This window comes from Nocardia sp. CS682 (assembly GCF_004634405.1).
GTDB classification, from domain to species: Bacteria; Actinomycetota; Actinomycetes; order Mycobacteriales; family Mycobacteriaceae; genus Nocardia; species Nocardia ninae.
Map to the genome: position 1 here is coordinate 5,956,361 of NZ_CP029710.1, position 18,673 is coordinate 5,975,033.

The 18,673-nt window shown below is 68.4% G+C and carries 17 protein-coding genes; 10 read left to right on the forward strand and 7 right to left on the reverse strand.

Annotated features, from left to right (window positions below):
- Positions 1-28: 28 nt before the first annotated feature.
- Entirely contained in the window at positions 29-520 is a 492-nt protein-coding gene (locus DMB37_RS26755; protein WP_107660062.1) for an Lrp/AsnC family transcriptional regulator, read from the reverse strand.
- 134 nt (positions 521-654) lie between these two features.
- On the opposite strand from DMB37_RS26755, the gene pdhA reads away from it, so the two are divergent.
- The 4 genes from pdhA to DMB37_RS26775 all read left to right on the forward strand — a co-directional run bounded on the left by pdhA (position 655) and on the right by DMB37_RS26775 (position 5,787).
- The gene (gene pdhA, locus DMB37_RS26760) at positions 655-1,767 is read left to right on the forward strand and encodes a pyruvate dehydrogenase (acetyl-transferring) E1 component subunit alpha (protein WP_135235025.1); all 1,113 of its coding nucleotides are present in this window, start codon (positions 655-657) and stop codon (positions 1,765-1,767) included.
- Positions 1,764-2,747 (forward strand): alpha-ketoacid dehydrogenase subunit beta, encoded by a 984-nt coding sequence (locus tag DMB37_RS26765; RefSeq protein ID WP_135235026.1) that lies wholly within the window; start codon positions 1,764-1,766, stop codon positions 2,745-2,747. The genes pdhA and DMB37_RS26765 overlap by 4 nt, the downstream gene beginning before the upstream one ends.
- A 31-nt stretch (positions 2,748-2,778) precedes the next feature.
- Positions 2,779-4,290, forward strand: coding sequence for a dihydrolipoamide acetyltransferase family protein (locus DMB37_RS26770; RefSeq protein ID WP_135235027.1), 1,512 nt, complete (start codon positions 2,779-2,781; stop codon positions 4,288-4,290).
- A gap of 75 nt (positions 4,291-4,365) precedes the next feature.
- A complete protein-coding gene (locus DMB37_RS26775) occupies positions 4,366-5,787 on the forward strand; it encodes a uracil-xanthine permease family protein (RefSeq protein ID WP_135235028.1) in 1,422 nt (473 codons plus the stop codon).
- Positions 5,788-5,871: 84 nt separating this feature from the next.
- On the opposite strand, the gene DMB37_RS26780 is transcribed toward DMB37_RS26775, so the two are convergent.
- A complete protein-coding gene (locus DMB37_RS26780; RefSeq protein WP_135235029.1) occupies positions 5,872-7,095 on the reverse strand; it encodes a benzoate/H(+) symporter BenE family transporter in 1,224 nt (407 codons plus the stop codon).
- 213 nt (positions 7,096-7,308) lie between these two features.
- Here DMB37_RS26780 and DMB37_RS26785 point away from each other — a divergent pair, with 213 nt between their 5' ends.
- Positions 7,309-8,127, forward strand: coding sequence for a sulfurtransferase (locus tag DMB37_RS26785; protein WP_135235030.1), 819 nt, complete (start codon positions 7,309-7,311; stop codon positions 8,125-8,127).
- Between the two features lie 2 nt (positions 8,128-8,129).
- On the opposite strand, the gene DMB37_RS26790 is transcribed toward DMB37_RS26785, so the two are convergent.
- Together DMB37_RS26790 and DMB37_RS26795 are read right to left on the reverse strand one after the other, a co-directional pair.
- Positions 8,130-8,828: an HNH endonuclease family protein gene (locus DMB37_RS26790; RefSeq protein WP_135235031.1), complete on the reverse strand. Its 699-nt coding sequence runs from the start codon at positions 8,826-8,828 to the stop codon at positions 8,130-8,132.
- 80 nt (positions 8,829-8,908) lie between these two features.
- A complete protein-coding gene (locus DMB37_RS26795; protein ID WP_135235032.1) occupies positions 8,909-9,271 on the reverse strand; it encodes a hypothetical protein in 363 nt (120 codons plus the stop codon).
- A gap of 115 nt (positions 9,272-9,386) precedes the next feature.
- Between DMB37_RS26795 and DMB37_RS26800 the strand changes: the two genes are divergently transcribed.
- Both DMB37_RS26800 and DMB37_RS26805 read left to right on the forward strand, forming a co-directional pair.
- A complete protein-coding gene (locus tag DMB37_RS26800; RefSeq protein ID WP_135235033.1) occupies positions 9,387-12,308 on the forward strand; it encodes a DEAD/DEAH box helicase in 2,922 nt (973 codons plus the stop codon).
- Positions 12,305-13,072, forward strand: a complete 768-nt coding sequence (locus DMB37_RS26805; RefSeq protein WP_135235034.1) for an SWIM zinc finger family protein — start codon at positions 12,305-12,307, stop codon at positions 13,070-13,072. The genes DMB37_RS26800 and DMB37_RS26805 overlap by 4 nt, the downstream gene beginning before the upstream one ends.
- A gap of 194 nt (positions 13,073-13,266) precedes the next feature.
- Here the strand turns inward: DMB37_RS26805 and DMB37_RS40685 are convergent, their stop codons facing one another.
- Positions 13,267-13,740 (reverse strand): hypothetical protein, encoded by a 474-nt coding sequence (locus tag DMB37_RS40685; protein WP_167768943.1) that lies wholly within the window; start codon positions 13,738-13,740, stop codon positions 13,267-13,269.
- Positions 13,741-13,812: 72 nt separating this feature from the next.
- Here DMB37_RS40685 and DMB37_RS40690 point away from each other — a divergent pair, with 72 nt between their 5' ends.
- Both DMB37_RS40690 and DMB37_RS26815 read left to right on the forward strand, forming a co-directional pair.
- Positions 13,813-14,340 (forward strand): TetR/AcrR family transcriptional regulator, encoded by a 528-nt coding sequence (locus DMB37_RS40690; protein ID WP_167768944.1) that lies wholly within the window; start codon positions 13,813-13,815, stop codon positions 14,338-14,340.
- Positions 14,341-14,380: 40 nt separating this feature from the next.
- On the forward strand, positions 14,381-15,178 hold the full coding sequence (locus DMB37_RS26815) for a helical backbone metal receptor (RefSeq protein WP_240771665.1): 798 nt from the start codon (positions 14,381-14,383) through the stop codon (positions 15,176-15,178).
- Between the two features lie 13 nt (positions 15,179-15,191).
- On the opposite strand, the gene DMB37_RS26820 is transcribed toward DMB37_RS26815, so the two are convergent.
- A complete protein-coding gene (locus tag DMB37_RS26820) occupies positions 15,192-16,685 on the reverse strand; it encodes an NAD(P)/FAD-dependent oxidoreductase (protein WP_135235036.1) in 1,494 nt (497 codons plus the stop codon).
- Positions 16,686-16,829: 144 nt separating this feature from the next.
- Here DMB37_RS26820 and DMB37_RS26825 point away from each other — a divergent pair, with 144 nt between their 5' ends.
- Positions 16,830-17,486 (forward strand): TetR/AcrR family transcriptional regulator, encoded by a 657-nt coding sequence (locus tag DMB37_RS26825; protein WP_135235037.1) that lies wholly within the window; start codon positions 16,830-16,832, stop codon positions 17,484-17,486.
- Between the two features lie 48 nt (positions 17,487-17,534).
- Here the strand turns inward: DMB37_RS26825 and DMB37_RS26830 are convergent, their stop codons facing one another.
- Entirely contained in the window at positions 17,535-18,617 is a 1,083-nt protein-coding gene (locus DMB37_RS26830; protein WP_135235038.1) for an amidohydrolase, read from the reverse strand.
- Between the last annotated feature and the right edge of the window lie 56 nt (positions 18,618-18,673).

The following is an 18,673-nucleotide window of genomic DNA, read 5'->3' on the forward strand; positions in this document are numbered from 1 at the left end:
GCGGGGGTCACACCGGGCCCGCGTGCGGTTAGTTGCCGCGCGATAGTCGATGCAGCAGCGGCGCGGTGCGCGGACCGACCAGCTCACGCATCACCAGCGCCATATTGGTGCGCTCCACGCCGGGAATCTTCAATATCTGACCGGCGATTCGGTACAGGTCATCGGCGTCCCTGGCGACCACCCGCACGGTCAGATCGGTGAGCCCGGTCATGCCGCACACCTCGGTCACCTCGGGTACTTCGGCGAGTTCGTCTACGACGGAGTCCAATTGGTGCTGATCGACGACCACCGCGACGAACGCGGCCAGCGGATAGCCCAGTGCGCGCGGCTGCACCCGGCGCTCGAAACTGCCGAGCACACCGCCCGCCTCCCAGCGCGACAACCGAGCCTGCACGGTGTTGCGCGACAGTCCGAGTCGCGCGGCCAGTTCGACGCCGGTGGCTCTCGGGTTGGCGACCAGTTCCAGCAAGAGTCTGGCGTCGGTGGCGTCCAAGGTCACGTCGACGTTTTCTCTGGTCATACGACGCAGTATGACATCGGCGCGCCGGTAAGAATTGAGCATTATGCGTATTCGCGTGTCGATCACTTGCGCACATCGCATTATCGTGGATGCTGTGAGGTAGAGCACACCTGCCTGATGAGGAGGCGGTCACGATGCCAGACAAGATCGAGTACCCGGTTCAATTGGTCCAGCCCGACGGTCGCCGTGTGCTCGATCGGGAGCACACCGCACTGGTCGCCGACGTCGGGCCCGAACAGCTGCGTGCGCTCTATCGGGACATGGTGGTCACCCGCCGCATCGACACCGAGGCGACCGCTCTGCAGCGGCAGGGGCAGCTCGGCCTGTGGGCCCCGCTACTGGGCCAAGAGGCCACCCAAGTCGGATCCGCGCACGCCCTGCACCCGGACGACTACGTGTTCTGTAGTTACCGCGAGGCCGCCGTCGCCTACTGCCGCGGCGTGCACCCCACCGAGATCACCAGGATGTGGCGCGGCGTCGCGCATTCGTGCTGGGATCCGAACGCGGTCAACATGACCAACCCGAACATCATCGTCGGCTCGCAGGGCCTGCACGCGACCGGTTATGCCTACGCCGCGCACCTGGACGGCGCCGAGATCGCGACCATCGCCTACTTCGGCGACGGCGCGAGCAGCCAGGGTGACATCGCCGAGGCGCTCGGCTTCGCCGCGAGCTGGAGCGCGCCGGTGGTGTTCCTGTGCCAGAACAATCACTGGGCGATCAGCGAGCCGGTCCGGGTGCAGAGTCAGACCCCGATCGTGCGCCGGTCCTACGGCTACGGCATCCCCGGCGTGCAGGTCGACGGCAACGACGTGCTCGCGGTGCTCGCCGTGACGCGGCAGGCGGTGGCGCGCGCCCGCTCCGGTGGCGGGCCGTCCTTCATCGAGGCGCTCACCTATCGCATGGGCCCGCACACCACCGCCGACGACCCCACCCGCTACCGCTCGTCCGCGGAGACCGAGGAGTGGGCCCGACGCGATCCGATCGACCGGCTACGCAGGCTGCTGGAGCGCGAGTCGCTGTTCGACTACCCGTTCCAGCGCGAGGTCGCCGAGCGCGCCGACGAGGTCGCCCGGCAGGTGCGCACCTCCACCATCGAGATGCCCAATCCCGGACCGATGGACCTGTTCGACCATGTCTATGCCACCCCGCATGCGCTCATCACCGAGGAGCGACGGGAGTACGCGCAGTACTTGGCTGGCGATCCCAGCGAGACTGCCGCGAGACCGGAAGGAGTCCCTTCGTGATCACTACTTTCGCAGGCGCGCTGAACACCGGACTGCGCCGCGCACTGGAGGACGACCCCAAGGTCGTGCTCATGGGCGAGGACATCGGCCGCCTCGGCGGCGTCTTCCGGGTGACCGACGCCTTACAGAAGGACTTCGGCAACAACCGGGTCATCGACACCCCGCTGGCCGAATCCGGCATCGTGGGAACGGCTTTCGGCATGGCGCTGCGCGGCTACCGGCCGGTGTGTGAAATCCAGTTCGACGGGTTCGTCTACCCGGCCTTCGACCAGATCGTCTCGCACGTGGCCAAGATCCACTACCGGACGCAGGGAAAGGTGAACGCGCCCATCACGATTCGCATTCCGTTCGGCGGTGGCATCGGGTCGGTGGAGCACCATTCGGAGTCACCGGAGGCCTATTTCGCGCACACCGCGGGGCTGCGGGTGATGACGCCGAGCAACCCCGCCGACGCGTATCTGATGATCCGCCAAGCGATCGCGTTGGACGACCCGGTGATCTTCTTCGAACCCAAGCGGCGCTACTGGGACAAGGCAGACGTCGACTTCCTCGCACTCGATCGCGACGGCGCGCTGCCACCCGACCGCGCCAGGGTTTGCAGCACCGGCACCGACGCGACCGTCGTCGCCTACGGCGGCACCGTGGCCACCGCGCTGTCCGCCGCGAAAATCGCCCACGAGGAGGGGCATTCGCTGGAGGTCATCGATCTGCGCAGTCTCTCGCCGATCGATTTCGACACCATCGAGGAGTCGGTGACCAAGACCGGCAGGCTGGTCATCACCCACGAGGCACCTGTTTTCGCCGGTCTCGGCGCGGAGATCGCCGCGCGGATCACCGAACGCTGCTTCTATCACTTGGAGGCGCCGGTGTTACGCGTCGGCGGGTTCGACATCCCGTATCCCCCGGCCAAACTCGAGAAGTTCCACCTGCCGGACCCGGACCGCATCCTCGCCGCGGTCGATCGAACCCTCGCCGCATGACGCCGGTCCACCCTTAGTGAGAGGTGCCCACGTGGAAGATCGCGCCAAGCAGTCGGGCAACGTCCTGGAATTCCGGCTCCCCGATCTCGGCGAAGGGCTGGCCGACGCCGAATTGGTGTCCTGGTCGGTCGATGTCGGCGACGCGGTGGAGCTGAATCAGACCATCGCCGAGGTGGAGACGGCGAAGGCGGTGGTCGCGCTGCCGTCGCCGTTCGCCGGGCGGGTGGTGGAGTTGCTCGCGCAGCCGGGGGAAACGGTGCTCGTCGGGGCGCCGTTGATCCGCGTGCAGAACGACGATGCGGAGTCGGGGCAGGCAACCGGGGCGAACGGTGCCGAGGTGTCGAGCGACGCACCCGGTGCGGGCCGGACGGCGGTGCTGGTGGGTTATGGGCCGGAGGGTGATGCGGTGTCGAGGCGCCGTCGGCCCGTTGCCACTGTCACCGAAGCGGATTCGCGGCAAGCCCCGAACGGTACGCCGGCCGGGAATCGACACGACGTTGCGCCACCGGACGAATCCGTTGACGCGCAGGCAGATTCGACCGAATCGGTTGCCGCGCGATCGCGCGACACCACGACCGACGATACGCGGGACTCCGAAGATGATGTCGCAGAGTCCGTGTCGGACGGCACCAGGCCGCAACTGACGACCACAAGGGCCGCTGCCACGCCTGCCGCCCGCAAGCTGGCGCGCGAATTAGGTATCGATCTGTGGTTCGTCCCGGGTTCGGGGCCCGGCGGTGCCGTGACCGTGGAGGACGTGCGCGGCGCGGTCCCGGTATCGCAACCGCGCACATCGGCGAGTCGATCGGGGACTGCTGCCGCCACCGATGCCGGCGAGCCGGCCCGTGAGGTTCGAACACCGATCAGCGGCGTCCGCAAGCGCACGGCGGCGGCCATGGTGGCGAGTGCTCGCACCATCCCGCAGGCGAGCACCTTCGTCACCCTCGACTGCACCGCCTCGATGGAGCTGATCGACCACCTGCGCAGCACCAAAGCCTTTGCCGGACTGACACTTACCCCGCTCGCGTTGGTCGCGAAGTCGGCGTTGGCGGCCTTGCGCGAGTTCCCCGGCATCAACACCTACTGGGACGAGGCGAATCAGGAGATCGTCACCAAGCACTATGTGAACCTCGGGTTAGCGGTGGCCACCGAGCGTGGTCTGTTGGTGCCCAACATCAAGGACGCGCACTCGTTGAGCCTGCGCGACCTCACCCGGGAGATCGGCTGGCTGGCCGAGACCGCGCGATCGGGTGGCGCGAGCCCGGCCGACCTGCGCGGCGGCACCTTCACCATTACCAACGTGGGAGTGTTCGGCGTCGACACCGGCGTGCCGCTGGTCAACCCCGGCGAGGCGGCCATCCTGTGCCTCGGCTCGATCCGCAAGCGGCCGTGGGTGTTCCGCGACGAACTCGCGGTCCGCTCGGTCACCACCCTCGGCATCAGCTTCGATCACCGCATGATCGACGGCGAACTCGCCTCCCGCTTCCTCGCCACCGTAGCGAGCCTGCTCGAGGACCCGCTCACCTTGCTGAGCCGGATCTAGATCCGGCCGTGTGATGTCACGCGGGGGAAACATTGCGGGCGCTCGACGTAAAGAAGACCGGCTAGTTCTATAGGTATGGCAGAGGGAACCCATCCCGTCGATACCAGGTTGCCGTTCGGGCGGCAGCTCACCTTCGGCATCCAGCACGTGCTGATCATGTACACCGGCTGCATCACGGTGCCGCTGGTGTTCGGTGCGGCCGCCGGGCTCGACCGGGCCACCATCGGCTTGCTGATCAGCGCGGATCTGCTGATCGCCGGGGTGATCACGCTGGTGCAGAGCCTCGGGGTGGGCAAGCTCGCGGGTGCGCGGCTGCCCATCATCTGCGGTGCCACCTTCATCGGCCTCGATCCGATGATTCTGATCGCCAAAGAGTACGGGCTCCCGGCGGTGTACGGGTCGATGATGATCGGCGGTGTGGTCGGCGTGGCGCTGGCGGTGCCGTTCGCCCGTCTGGTGCGGTTCTTTCCGCCGCTGGTTACCGGGACCGTACTCACCGTGGTCGGCGTCTCGCTGATCGGGGTAGCCGGTGGGCTGATCATCGGCAACGATCCGAAGGCGGCCACGTTCGCGGCGCCGTCGCATATCGGCCTCGCCGCCGTCGTCTTCCTGATAGCCGTGGGCTTCCTGTGCCTGGGTCGCGGCATGGTCGCCCAGCTCGGGGTGTTGATCGGCTTGGTGGTCGGCATTGTCATCGCCATCCCGATGGGCTTGATCGACATGGACGGCATCGCGGGGGCCGACTGGGTGGGGCCGCCGAAGCCGTTCCACTTCGGCGCGCCGGAGTTCCCGATCACCGGGGTGGTCGCGATGAGCGTGGTGATGGCGGTGGTGTTCGCCGAGTCGACGGCGAGCATGCTGGCGATCAGTGAGATCACCGGAAAGCCGATCGGCAAGGGCGATTTGGCGCGTGGGCTGGTCGGCGACGGGCTGTCCGGCGTGCTCGGCGGGGTGTTCACCTCGTTCGTGGACACGATCTTCAACCAGAATGTCGGGGCTGTCGCGGCCACCCGGGTCTTCAGCCGCTACGTCACCGCCACCAGCGGGGTGATTCTGGTGGTGCTCGGGCTGATGCCGCGCTTCGGTGCGATCGTCGCCGCGATTCCTGAACCGGTGGTCGGCGGTGTCGGGCTGGTGCTGTTCGCCACCATCGCGATCGTCGGCATCGACACGCTCCGTAAAGCGGATCTCGCCGACCGGGTCAACGCCACCATCGTCGCCACCGCAATCGGCGTCGGTCTGCTGCCGGTCATGGCGAAGGACATGTTCGTCCACTTTCCCGCCGCCGCCCAGATCCTGCTCACCAGTGGCATAACCCTGGGTGCGGCAACCTCATTCACCCTCAACGTGCTCTTCAACCACACCAGGCTCGGCGTATTCGCCCGAGGCGAAGTCGCCGCCGCCGAATCCTCGGCCACCACCGAGTCATCGATCAGCACCGAACCCCCGACCATCGCCGAACCACGCCACGACTTGCCCTCCGCGGCTCCCGCCTGACGGCAACCGCCGCGAGTGGCGCACCACTGGAACCCTTCTCGGCAATGGACGCTGCTGACCGGGACCGGCCTGGGCCCGGCGCGTTCAGGCGCGGTGACTCAGCACCTTGCGAACCAGCAATCCGGCGATGAGTGCCCAGAAGGCGGCGCCGACACCGAGGAAACCGACACCGGACGCGGCGATCAGAAAGGTGACGATGCCTGCTTCGCGGTGTTCCGCGGAGGCGAGCGCGCCGGTCAACGCAGCCGCGAGCGTGGCAAGCAAGGCAAGGCCAGCAACGGTTTCCAGAACCCCTTTCGGTGCGGTGGCGATGAAGGTGACCAGGGCCGCCGAGCCGAGCGCGAGCACCAGATAGATAGCGCCCGCGGTGAAGGCGGCGGTCCACCGCTTCTTCGGATCGGGATGGGCCGAGGGCGCCGCCGCGAGTGCGGCACTGATCGCGGCCAGGTTGATGGCGTGCCCGCCCGCGGGCGCCCCGACGATGGTGCCGATACCGGTAACGGTCATGGCCGCCCGCCACGGGACCTGGTAGTCGAAGGACTTCATGACCGCGGTCCCCGGAATGTTCTGCGACGCCATGGTGACGATGTAGAGCGGGATCGCCACACCGATCATCGCCTGCCAATTCCAGTGCGGCAGTGTCAATTCCACTGATGGCACCATCGCGGCGAAGTCGAGATGCTTGTGCTGCACCGCGATACTGATGCCCGATCCGATCGCCGCCGTGGCGAACGCCGCGATCACCGCCCATCGCTTCGCCACCCGTTGCAGCACCAACCACACCAGGATCACCGGAACCACCACCGCCGGACTGGACCGCACCGCCTGCACCGGTGCCAGGCACAGCGGCAGCAGCACCCCGGCCAGCATGGCCTGCGCGATCTCCACCGGAATCGCGGCGACCAGATTTCCCAGCCGCTGCCACAGGCCGGTGATCACGATCAACACCCCCGCGATCACGAAAGCGCCGACCGCGGCGGGCCAGCCGCCGACCACCACACCCGTGCTCGCGAGCAGCGCGGCGCCGGGGGTGGACCAGGCCAGCGTGATCGGCATCCGATACCGGTAGCTCAACAGCATCATGCCGATCGCCTGCGTCACGCAGACCGCGAGCAGTCCCGACGCCGCCTGCGCCGCGTTCGCACCTACCGCGGTCAGTCCGCTGAGCACCACGGCGAACGCGCTGGTGAATCCCACCAGTGCGGTAACCGCGCCGGCGCCGAGCGGCTGTGCGAGCCCGACCTTCGGGGCAACGGGCTCTTTGTCCAGCTCGGCAGGTGCCTCGGTCGTCGGGGAAAGGTTCGACATTGTGGCGATCCTGCCGGTAACTGGACTGCTCCGTCACGGGCCAGTCGGCCGAAACTGGACCGAATTACGGAACGGCCCCACTGGTACGACACGCCGTACCCGCCCTGTCCTACCGGTGAGTAGCGCTGGGGTGCAGCCTCATTGCCCAGTTCAGATGCGTAGTCTGAGGGGTATTCGGTGCGCGAGGGTGCGATTACTGGACTAGGAGCTGGGTTGAGCGCGGTACTGATCTCGCCGGTAGAGCTTCGGGAAGTGTTGTCGGACAAGCGGGTTCGCCTGCTGGATGTCCGATGGGCGCTGGGCGACCCGGACGGCCCGCAACATTATCTGAACGGCCACATCCCCGGCGCGGTGTTCGTCGACATGGAAACCGAGCTGGCCGCGCCGCCGTCGCCGACCCGCGGCAGGCACCCGCTGCCGGACATCGCGCAGCTGCAGAAGTGCGCGCGCAGCTGGGGCATCTGCCAGGGCGATCCGGTGGTCGTCTACGACGCGACCGGCGGCATGGCGGCCGCCCGCGCCTGGTGGTTGCTGCGCTGGGCGGGCATCGCCGACGTGCGGATCCTCGATGGCGGACTGCCCGGCTGGACCAACGCCGGCGGTGCACTCGCCACCGGCACCGAACCCGACCCCGAACCCGGCGATGTCGAGCTCAGCCCGGGTCACCTGAAGGTCATCGATGCCGACGCGGCCGCCCGCTGGCGCGGCGTGCTCCTCGACGCCCGCGCGGGCGAGCGCTACCGCGGCGAGGTCGAGCCGATCGATCCGCGCGCAGGCCACATCCCCGGCGCCATCAGCGCCCCCACCGCCGAAAACCTGGACGCCAACGGGCATTTCCGCGACCCGGCCGAACTGCGTGACCGCTTCGCCGGATTCACCGCCGAACCGGTCGCGGTGTACTGCGGCTCCGGCGTCACCGCGGCTCACCAGGTGGCGGCGCTGGCCGTGATCGGCATCGACGCGGCGCTGTACCCGGGTTCCTGGTCGCAATGGTCGAACGACCCGAAGCGACCCGTCGCGACCGGCAGCTGAGCTCAGGGACAGGTCCGCGCGACACCGTGCAGCGCCATGTTGTCGGCGGCGGTCACCGGTAGGTCGTAGCGCGCGGCCGCAGTGAGGTACTTGCCCGCGAAGAAGCAGTGATTGGCGCGGGCCGGTGGCAGCCACTCGGCGGGCGTCTTGTCGCCCTTGGCCTGGTTGGTGCGCCCCTCGGTGGCGAGCAGGTTGACCTCGACGTCGTTGGCGAAGCGGACGCGGCGCTCGAGCGGCCAGTGGGCGGCCCCCATATCCCAGGCGGCGGCCAGCGAGTACACGTGGTCGATCTGCACGTCGTTGGCGTCGGCCTTGTCGAAGCGGACCTGCTTGCCGGTGTACGGGTCGTTCAAGAGGCCGCCGACGACCACGCAGTCGCGGGTGCCCGGTCGGAAACGCACCTCGGTGAGCTGCAAAGCGAGCACGTTGTTGCGGGTGTCGCAGCCGTCGTGCCCGCCGGGGGCGTCGTTGTCGTCGGTCCAGGCGGGCCCGAATACGCAGCCCTGTCCCGGTTTGCAGCCACGGTCGTAACCGCCGGGATGCGGCCGGTCCGGCACCACCCGCACGGCGGCGAGCAGCTGTTCCAACTCCACCCGCGTCGGACTGCCGGGCGCGGGTGCCACCGGCGCCAGGTCGAGCTGGTCGCAGCCGATGGTGCACAGCACGACGAGCGCGCCGAGCAGCCAACGCCGAAGGTCCATGGCGCCAGCTGTACCCGGATGGACCGACATTCGTAGAACCCGTAGCGAGAGCAGTTGTCAGGAACGGCGCAGAACAACCCTCACAACCAGGCGCGGGCGAGCAGGTCGTCGTCGGCGACCTCGCTTGCCCGCGGTGGGAACCGGGTGGCCGAAATCGACTCGGCGTTCGCGCCGTCGTGCCCGATCAGCCACGAGCCGCCGCGCTCCTCGCACTCGGCGAGCTTGGCGAAGGTGGCGAGCAGGAAGGTGATGGCCTCGTGCGGGTCGAGGGTTCGGGCCAGGCGCTGTGATTCACCGGGGCGGGACAGGTCCAGCCACACGCCGGACTGACCGTCGAGCCGCATGCCGACCATCTTCTCGGCGTTGATGAAGGTGAATTTGCGCCGCTCCCACGGCGTCGTCGGCGTGAAGCTCTGCTCGAGAACCTGGAGCAGAATCGTCATGATTGCCTCCGTTGACCAGCGGATATTCAAGTATGTTCCGCCGCGCCGCAGAAAGCCAGACCGGCGCGATCGCGGTGGGTGCGCCGGTGTCGGACCCACCTGCTTGGATGGGCTGATGCTGCACGGTCTGTGGTCGCCGGGCTCCGGGTTGCTGCTCTGGCACGACGCCCCCCTCGCCGCGCTGCCCGACCCGTTGGGCGGCGTATTGAGCGCGTCGAAATTCCGGCACCGGGCAGACGTGCTGGTCATCGGGCCGGACGGCACGGCGACCGAGCAGGTCCGCGCGCACGCGATGGCGCCCGCGGCCGCGGCGGCGGCGTTGCGGCAGCGACTTCCGGCCGAGGCGGTGGCGGGGGACCTGCGCTTCCTCGCGCACGTCGCGCGCGGTGTCGAGCGCTGGGTCCGGGCCGGGCGGATCGTGCCGGAACTGCGCCGCGCCGACGGCCAGTGGTGGGTGCGCTGGCGCCTGGTCGGCGGCGAGCGGCAGCGCGCCTGGCTTGCCGAATTGGCGGTGGCCATGCCTGCCGCGCTGCGGGTGGCGGGTCGCCCCAACGCGGTGCTCGACGACCTGGTCACCGAGCTCACCGACCCGATCGCCCGGTCCATGATCGACCCGCCCGACTCGGTGCATCCGCTGGTGGACGCGCTCGTGCGCGATATCGCCCTGGACGCGGGCAGCTACCGGGTGGCCGAAACGCTGGAGCACTGGCGGGCCACCCTGACCGGCGACGAGCCGGAGCTGGTGCTGCGCCTGCTCGAGCCGGACGGCGACCTCGGCACCGCGGACGAATCGGTGGCGCTGTGGCGGCTGGAGGTCTGCCTGCGGATCGATGGCGAGGCGCCGAACCCCGTTCAACTGCAGGGCGATCCGGATCTGCTCCGGGTCGCCGTCGAGCAGCTCGGCGAGGCGCAGCGGGCATACCCCCGGCTGCGCGACCTGCCGAGCGATCCGCGCTCGATGGACCTGCTGCTGCCGACCGAGGTCGTCGTCGACCTGGTCGAGCACGGCGCGCACGCCCTGCAGGCGGCCGGCGTTCGACTGCTGCTGCCGCGCGCCTGGAACGTCAGCGCCCCGACCATGCGGCTGCGGGTGGAGAGTGCGGTGCCCGCCGCCGAAAGCACCGTCGGTATGCCGGGACTCGTCTCCTACCGCTGGGAACTCGCGCTCGGCGACACCGTACTGACCAAGGCGGAGATGGAGCGGCTGGTCCGCAGCAAATCGGATCTGGTGCAGCTGCGCGGTGATTGGGTGCAGGCCGATCACAAGGTGCTGGCCGCCGCCGCCCGTTACGTGGCCGCGCACACCGACACCTCCGAGATCACCTTCGCCGACCTGATCGGCGAACTGGCGGGCGGCCGGGTGGAGCAGGTGCCGGTCACCGAGGTCACCGCCACCGGGTGGGCCGCCGACATCCTGGATCGGACCCGCGAACTCGAGCCGATCGCCCCGCCGGTCGGGCTGAAGGCGCAGCTGCGGCCGTACCAAGAACGCGGCCTCGCCTGGCTGGTCACCATGAGCCGCATGGGTTTCGGCGCGATCCTGGCCGACGACATGGGGCTCGGCAAGACCGTCCAGGTGCTCGCGTTGCTGGTGCACGAGCGCGAGGCGGCGAACGCGCGGGACCGGACGGCCGCGAAGCTGAGCCGCAAGTCGGCCGGGGCGAAGGCGGCGGCTGGCGCGGTGGTGTTGTCGCTGGATGCCGCGCGGCGACGCAAGGCCGCCGGCGATTCCGGCGGCGGTATGCCGGGGCCAACGCTGCTGGTGTGCCCGATGTCGGTGGTCGGCAACTGGCAGCGCGAGACCGAGCGTTTCGCGCCGGACCTGCGCGTGTGGGTGCACCACGGTGTCGGACGACGCTCCGGCGCGGAGCTGGATGCGGCGGTGGCCGAGTCCGATCTGGTGATCACGACCTACGCACTACTCGCGCGGGACCTCGACGAGCTGAAGCGGCAAACCTGGGACCGGATCGTGCTCGACGAGGCGCAGCACATCAAGAACGCGGCGACCAGGCAAGCGCGCGCGGCGCGTTCGCTCCCGGCCCGACATCGGCTGGCGCTCACCGGAACTCCGGTGGAGAACCGGCTGGAAGAACTGCGCTCGATCATGGATTTCGCGGTGCCGAAGGTGCTCGGCAGCCCGCAGACGTTCCGCGCGCGCTTCGCCGTGCCCATCGAACGCGAGCGGGATGAGAACGCGATCAGCAGGCTGCGGATGATCACCCAGCCGTTCGTGCTGCGCCGGGTCAAGACCGACCCGGCGGTGATCACCGATCTCCCGGACAAACTGGAGATGACGGTGCGCGCCAACCTGACCGTCGAGCAGGCCGCGCTGTACCAGGCGGTGGTCGACGACATGCTGGCCAAGATCAAGGACGCGAAAGGCATGGCGCGCAAGGGCGCCGTGCTCAGCGCGCTGACCAGGCTCAAGCAGGTGTGCAACCATCCGGCGCACTTCCTCGGTGACGGCTCCGGGGTGCTGCACCGCGGCAGCCATCGCTCCGGCAAGCTCGCGCTGGTGGAGGACGTGCTGGACGCGGTGCTCGCCGACGGCGAGAAAGCGTTGCTGTTCACCCAGTTCCGCGAGTTCGGCGAGCTCATCGCGCCCTACCTGGTCGAACGCTTCGGCACGGAGGTGCCGTTCCTGCACGGCGGGGTACCCAAGCAACGGCGCGACAGCATGGTCACCCGGTTCCAGGAGCCTGCGGGGCCGCCGTTGATGTTGTTGTCGCTGAAGGCCGGTGGCACCGGGCTGAACCTGACCGCCGCCAATCATGTGGTGCACCTGGACCGCTGGTGGAATCCGGCGGTGGAGAACCAGGCCACCGACCGGGCGTACCGGATCGGGCAGCAGCGCAATGTGCAGGTGCGCAAGCTGGTCTGCGTCGACACCATCGAAGAGCGGATCGACGAAATGATCAACGGCAAAAGGCAACTCGCCGATCTGGCCGTCGGCGCGGGGGAGAACTGGATCACCGAGTTGAGCACCGATGACCTGCGCGAGCTGTTCACGCTCGGGGCGGAGGCGGTCGGCGAATGAGTCCGTACATCGACTACAGCGAGTTCGGTAAGCGCCGTCCGGTGCGCGGCGGGGTCGAGGCCCGCAGCCGCCGTGGTGGTTTCGGGCGCACCTGGTGGGGCAAGGCGCTGATCGACGCGGTCGAGCAGATGGCCGACGCCGGGCGCATGTCGCGCGGGCGCACCTACGCGCGGGCCGGGCAGGTGGTGAGCTACCGGATCGAGCCGGGCGCGGTGACCGCGGAGGTGCAGGGCAGTCAGCCGCGTCCGTTCACCGCGGTGTTCACCGTCCGGCCGCTGCGCGAGGAGGAGATCGAGCTGCTCATCGAGACCATCCGCGACGCGCCGGGCATGCTCGCCGAGATCGCATCCGGCGCGTTGCCGACCGCGCTCGGCCCGCTGCTGCTGCCGACCACCGCCGCCGACCTGGACTTCACCTGTAGCTGCCCCGACCCGGGCTGGCCGTGCAAGCACGTCGCCGCGGTCTGCTACCTGCTCGCCGAACGGCTCGACGAGCGGCCCCGCGAGATCCTCGCGCTGCGCGGCCTCGACCTGGACACGCTCATCGGTGGTATCGAACGTGACCTGCGCGCCGTTGACTCCGACGATCCCTACGGCAACGAGGCCGTGCTGCCGGATCTACCGAAGGCCGAATTCCGGCCGGCCCCCGAAGATCTGGATCCGTTGTTGCTGCGCAAGGCGATGCGGATGACCTCGGCCGAGGAGCCGATCGCCGCGGCGGGGCTGCGCGAGCTCACCGCGCTGTATCAAATGTTCGACAGCTGAGTGAGTTTGGTGAGCATCCGGCGTCGGGGCTTGCGGTTGCCTCCGGACTTTTCGGGGCGGGATCTGGTCCGGTTGCACGGGACCGGGACTTCCCGACACCGGATGCCTCACCAAGTCTGCGCGCATCGCATCGGTCCCGGAACTGCCCGAGGGTTGCCCACCCGCTGCCACTGTGGCCGTAGCCGGGGCAGTGCTCAGGCCGTGTCGCGATGTCCACCGACCAACACCGCGACGAAGCACAGCGTGGCGAGCCCGGACACGACGATGGCGGGTTCGGGGAAGTAGAGGCAGGCGATCCAGAATGTGCCGCCCGCCCCTGCCACGCAGACGCCGTTGAACAGCGACCACCGCGTGATCAGGCCTGGTGCGCCGTGTGCCGCGGCGATCGCCAGCAGGCCGAAAAGCAAGCCGAGGAAACCCATTCCGACGCTGTAGCCGGTGTTCAGGCCGAAGACGGAGAGCTGTCTGCCGCCGTCGAACATCGATCCGGTGACCTGCGCGGACATCGCGTTGACGACCTCTTCGGCGGGGCCGTCGTCGCCGTTGAAAACGTGCACCACCAGCAGATGCGCCAGGCCGACCAAGCCGAGCAAGGTGGATCCGGCGAAGTGGACTGGGGTGGCCCAGCGGGTGGGCCGGGTGGTGGACGAGGGTGTTATCGCGGTCATCGCGACCTCCGTAACTCGTGCCGTGCCGTCGTTCCCGAAACAGAACAAAACTTATGTTATAGGCTGGTCGTTATGGCAGGCAAGAGTGCGTGGCTGGCATCCGGGCTGGTGATCCTCGGTACGGCGGGCCCGGCCGGGCTCACCATCGACAAGCTGGTGGCGGCCACCGGGCTGAGTACCGGGTCGTTCTATCACCACTTTTCGAGCATGGGCGGGTACAAAGCGGCGCTGCTCGAGCACTTCGAGGAGGTGCAGACGACGCGTTACCTGCGTGAGGTGACGGCAGCCGCCCAACTCGATGCCAGGGAAAAGCTGGACCTGCTCTTGGATCTGGTGCTGCGGGACGAGGGGCCCGCCACGCTGGAAACGGCGATACGCTCATGGGCGATCGACGACCCGCTCGCGGCCGAGGTCAAGGAGCGCATCGATGCGGCTCGGCTGGACTTCCTGCGAACCCTGCTGGGGGAGAGTGGATATGGCGCGGACGACGCGCGGCAACTCGCGCAGTTGCTCTATCTGCTGGTGCTCGGTGCGGGCAGCATGATCCCCGCGGTGTCGCCGGAGGAACTGCGCGTGCTGGCTCGGCGGGTGTTGTCATGAGTGCCCGGCGAATGCCCTCTCCAGTGCTGGGCGGCCGTTGGTGAGCGGCGAGTCGACCGGTATCGGAAAGGCAACGCCTGCCGATGACCTCGGCACCGCGGTGGAGATCGACCGTCCGCCCCGGCGGGTGGTGTCGCTGGTGCCGTCGCTGACCGAGGCCGTCGCGGTTTCCTGCCCGGAGATCCTCCGCGCGGCCACCGAATGGTGCACGCACCCAGCCGACCTCGCCGTCGAGCGGGTACGCGGTACCAAGAACCCGAATGTGCGCCGCATCATCGAACTCGCGCCTGATCTGGTGCTGTGCAATATGGAGGAGAACCGGCAGATCGACGTCGGCCGACTCCGCGCGGCCGGAATTCCGGTGTGGGTGACCAGGATAGAAACCGTGGACGAGGCGCTGGCCTCGCTGGCGCGCCTGTTCACCGAGGCCCTCGGTGTCGGTGTTCCGCCCTGGCTTACCGCAGCCGAATCCGTCTGGGCGCCACCGCCGCCCACCCCATCGCGCAATGCGGTGATCCCGATCTGGCGCAATCCTTGGATGGTGGTGGGCCGCAACACTTTCACCGGCGATCTGGCGGCCCGCCTCGGGTTGCGGCTGGTGCACGCCGACCGCCCGGACCGCTACCCGCGCCTCTCCGCGGACGAATTGACCACCGGCATCGAGCTCGCCGTGCTACCCGACGAGCCTTACGTCTTCACCGGCACCGATGGCCCCGACGCGTTTCCGGGCCTCCCGGTGGCGCTGGTCGAGGGCCGCAGCCTCACCTGGTACGGACCGTCGTTGGCCACCGCGCGAGATACCCTCACCGGGCAACTGGCCCAGGCTTTCCTCGCCTGAGTTCGGCCGACCGCTACGCCGACGTCGCGAACCGGTAATCGGACAGGTCGAAATGCCCACTGCGCCAAGCCGCCTCGACCGTGGTCGACGGCCGCAACGGCACATCACCGTGCTTGTCGAAGTAGTAGCTGTTGGACACCGCGCAGCTGTCCTGCCAGAACACCTGTCCGCCGCGCCTATCGAGCATCTCCTGGAAGAAGCGATCGTTGGCCTCGCGGGTCACCTCGACGATGGTCGCGTTGCCCGCGCGGGCGTGCCGCAGGCAGCGCAGGATGTGCCTGGTCTGGTTCTCGATCAGCGCGAAATAGGACGAGCCGTTGTAGCCGTACGGCCCGATGATGGAGAAGAAGTTCGGGAAGCCGGGCACGCTCACGCCCTCATAGGCCTGCAGGCGGTTCTCGTCCCACCACTTCTCCAGGTCCAGCCCGCCGATGCCGCGCAGATCGTAGGTCGGCATATTGCCGGATTCCATCACCTTGAAGCCGGTCGCCAGAATCAGCACGTCGACCGGGTACTCGGTGCCGCTTGCCGTGCGCACGCCGGTGCTGGTGATCTGCTCGATCGGGTCGGTCTCCAGCACCACATTGTCGCGGTTGAAGGTGGCCAGATAGTCGTTCGAGAAGCTCGGCCGCTTGCAGCCCAACGCGTAACGCGGCGTGAGCTTTTCGCGGATCACCGGATCATGCACCTGGTTGCGGAGGTGGGCTAGGCCCGCGCGTTCGCCGAGCGCGGCCGTCGGCAACTTCGTGTGATAGTGCGCGGCGATCGGGAAGGTGATCTCCACATAGGTCTGGCTGATCAACCGGGTCAGCGAACGCGCGCCGGGCACCCGCAGCGCCCACTGCACCGGTTTGGGCAGCGGCAGATCCAGCCGAGGCAGACACCAGATGGGCGTGCGCTGGAACACGACGAGCTGCTCGACCTCGGGCGCGGTCTCCGGAATCACCTGCACCGCAGACGCTCCCGTGCCGATGATCGCGACTCGCTTGCCGCGCAGGTCCTGCCGGTGGTCCCAGCGCGAGGTATGCATGGTGACGCCGGCGAAGTCGTCGACGCCCGGGATCTCGGGCAGTTTGGGCCTGGTCAAGACGCCGGTGGCGCTGATGACGAAGCGCGCGGTCAGCTCGTCGCCGGTCGCGGTGCGCAGCCGCCAGTGGCAGCCGTCCTCGTCGAACTCGGCCTCGGTGATGGTGGTATCGAACCGGATTCGCGGTCGCAGCTGATATTTGTCCACGCACGATTCGGCATACGCCTTCAGCTCCCGCCCCGGCGCGTACGTCCGGGACCAGCTGGCGCGCTGCTCGAAGGAGAACTGATAGCTGAACGACGGAATGTCCACGGCGATACCGGGATAGGTGTTCCAGTGCCAGGTGCCACCGACGCCGTCGGCCTCATCGACGATCAGGAAGTCGTCGAATCCGGCCTCCTGCAACTTGATCGCGGCGCCGATCCCGGAGAATCCCGCGCCCACGATGATCACCTCGTGGTCGATCCCGGTGCCGGTCATGACCCCGCCTCGCCGGTGCTCGGTTCCGTCGTGCCGACAGGATTCTGCGTCACGATTCGCTCGGTCATGCCACCTCCATGTGCCACGAAGCCAATTGGCCGCACGTGCCACCAATTAGGCGCGCGGTCCGGTAGTTTGTCAACCATGAGCCTGCGCGTACCGGCCCGGACCTGGGGCGGGCGCACCGCCGCGGAGCGGAGCGCCGAACGACGCGCGCGCCTGATCGATGCGGCCCTCGACATCTGGCTCGAAAACGGCTGGGCGGCCGTGACAATGCGCGGTGTGTGCCAGCGCACCGCGCTCAACGACCGCTACTTCTACGAGCATTTCGCCGATCGCGATGCCTTGCTCGGCGTTGCGTGGGACGCCGTCTGCACCGAAGTCTTCGCCGACCTGGCCGCCATCGTCACCGAACAAGGCGCGCAACCCCCGCTGGACATCCTGCGCGCGGCCGTCACCCGCGCGGTGCACCTGCAATCCGACGACAACGGGCGCGCCCGCATCCTGCTGGCCGACCACGCGGGCAGCGCCGTGCTGGAGCAGCGCCGCAAGGCCATGCTCATCGACGCCACCGACCTGCTCGTCGCCACGTCCGGGCCGTACCTGCGCCCGGCGGCCGACGAGCTCGAGTTCCGGATGAGCACCCTCGTCGGCATCGGCGGTTTCATCGAACTGCTCACCGCGTGGCGCACCGGCGCGATGGACATCGACGGCAACCACATCATCGACCATGTCTGCCGCCTCGGCGCCTTGCTCGGTACGCAGTATCTGCCGTCGGATCTTATTCCTGCTGCGGGATAAAGCGTTTCGGTGCCGGGCCCGCGAGGCTGTCGAGATCGGCAGGGTGGGTTACGCGGTAGGGCCGCCGATCCGATAGACGCGCAGCGCGGTATTTCGGAAGATGTGTGCCAGCTCCGGCTGCCCGCCACCGTTCCCGGTCACCGCAGTGGCCACCGCATCGATGCTGTCGGCGATGGTGGTGATCGGCTTGTCCACCGGGAAGTTCGAGCCCCAGATCAGGCGGTCGGCGCCGAATGCGTCGAGCGCGTGCTCGATCAGCGGGTGAATACGGTCCACCAGCACCGGAACCGGGGTGGTCGTGCCGCGGGGCGGCACCGGATGTCCGAGGATCGGCATCATCAGCCCGCTCACCTTCGCAACCACGTTCGGCTGTTCGGCGAGCGCGGACAGGTCGTCGCGCCAGCGCAGGAACAGCGCCCGGCGCACTCCCGGGTTGATTCCGGTGTGCTTGCCGACCGGTCCGAAAAGCCCTGCGGGAGTAGCAAGATGGTTGAGTACGATCGGCACCTCGGGGAACCGCGCCGCCAGCGCCGTCACATCCGGCAGCGCATGCGAGTACACCCAAGCCTCGAAGCAGAGATCGCGCTCGGCCAGCAACCCGAAGCCGTTCAGGAACTCCTTGGCGGTGAGCGCGCCCGCGTGCGGGGCATAGGGCCGCACATCCGGATCGGGATGATGCGCCACGTGCGCGCGGATGCCGCGCACCTGGGGTGCGGCGGCGAGATGCGCGTCGAGCAGTGCCGCGAAGTCGGGCGCCGCCGGATCGGCACAGCCGAGAATCGCCCCGAGCTCGGGATTGTCGCCGCCGAACGGTAGCCGCGCCACCCACGCCGTCTCCTCGGCTTCGGCCAGCTCGCCTTTCCCGGTCCAGGCCACCTCGATATGCACGACCGCATCGATCGGCTCGGTGCCGGCATCCGCGCGATAATCCGCAGGCAGATAAGGCCGGGTGAAAGCGGTGGGATCCCCGATGAATTCGCGATCCCGGCGCGGCGCGAGGCGTTTGGCCAGCTCCATCGGAATCGGCAATCTCCGCAACAACCGCGCCGTCGGACTGAAGACGCGCGGCGTGCTGAACGGATCCCACTGATGGATGTGCGCGTCGATGATCCGAATACCCGAAAGACTCATATCCGTCGTCCCAACCGCGCCGATGGCCCTGACCCGGCGATTGTCACACGGTGCCG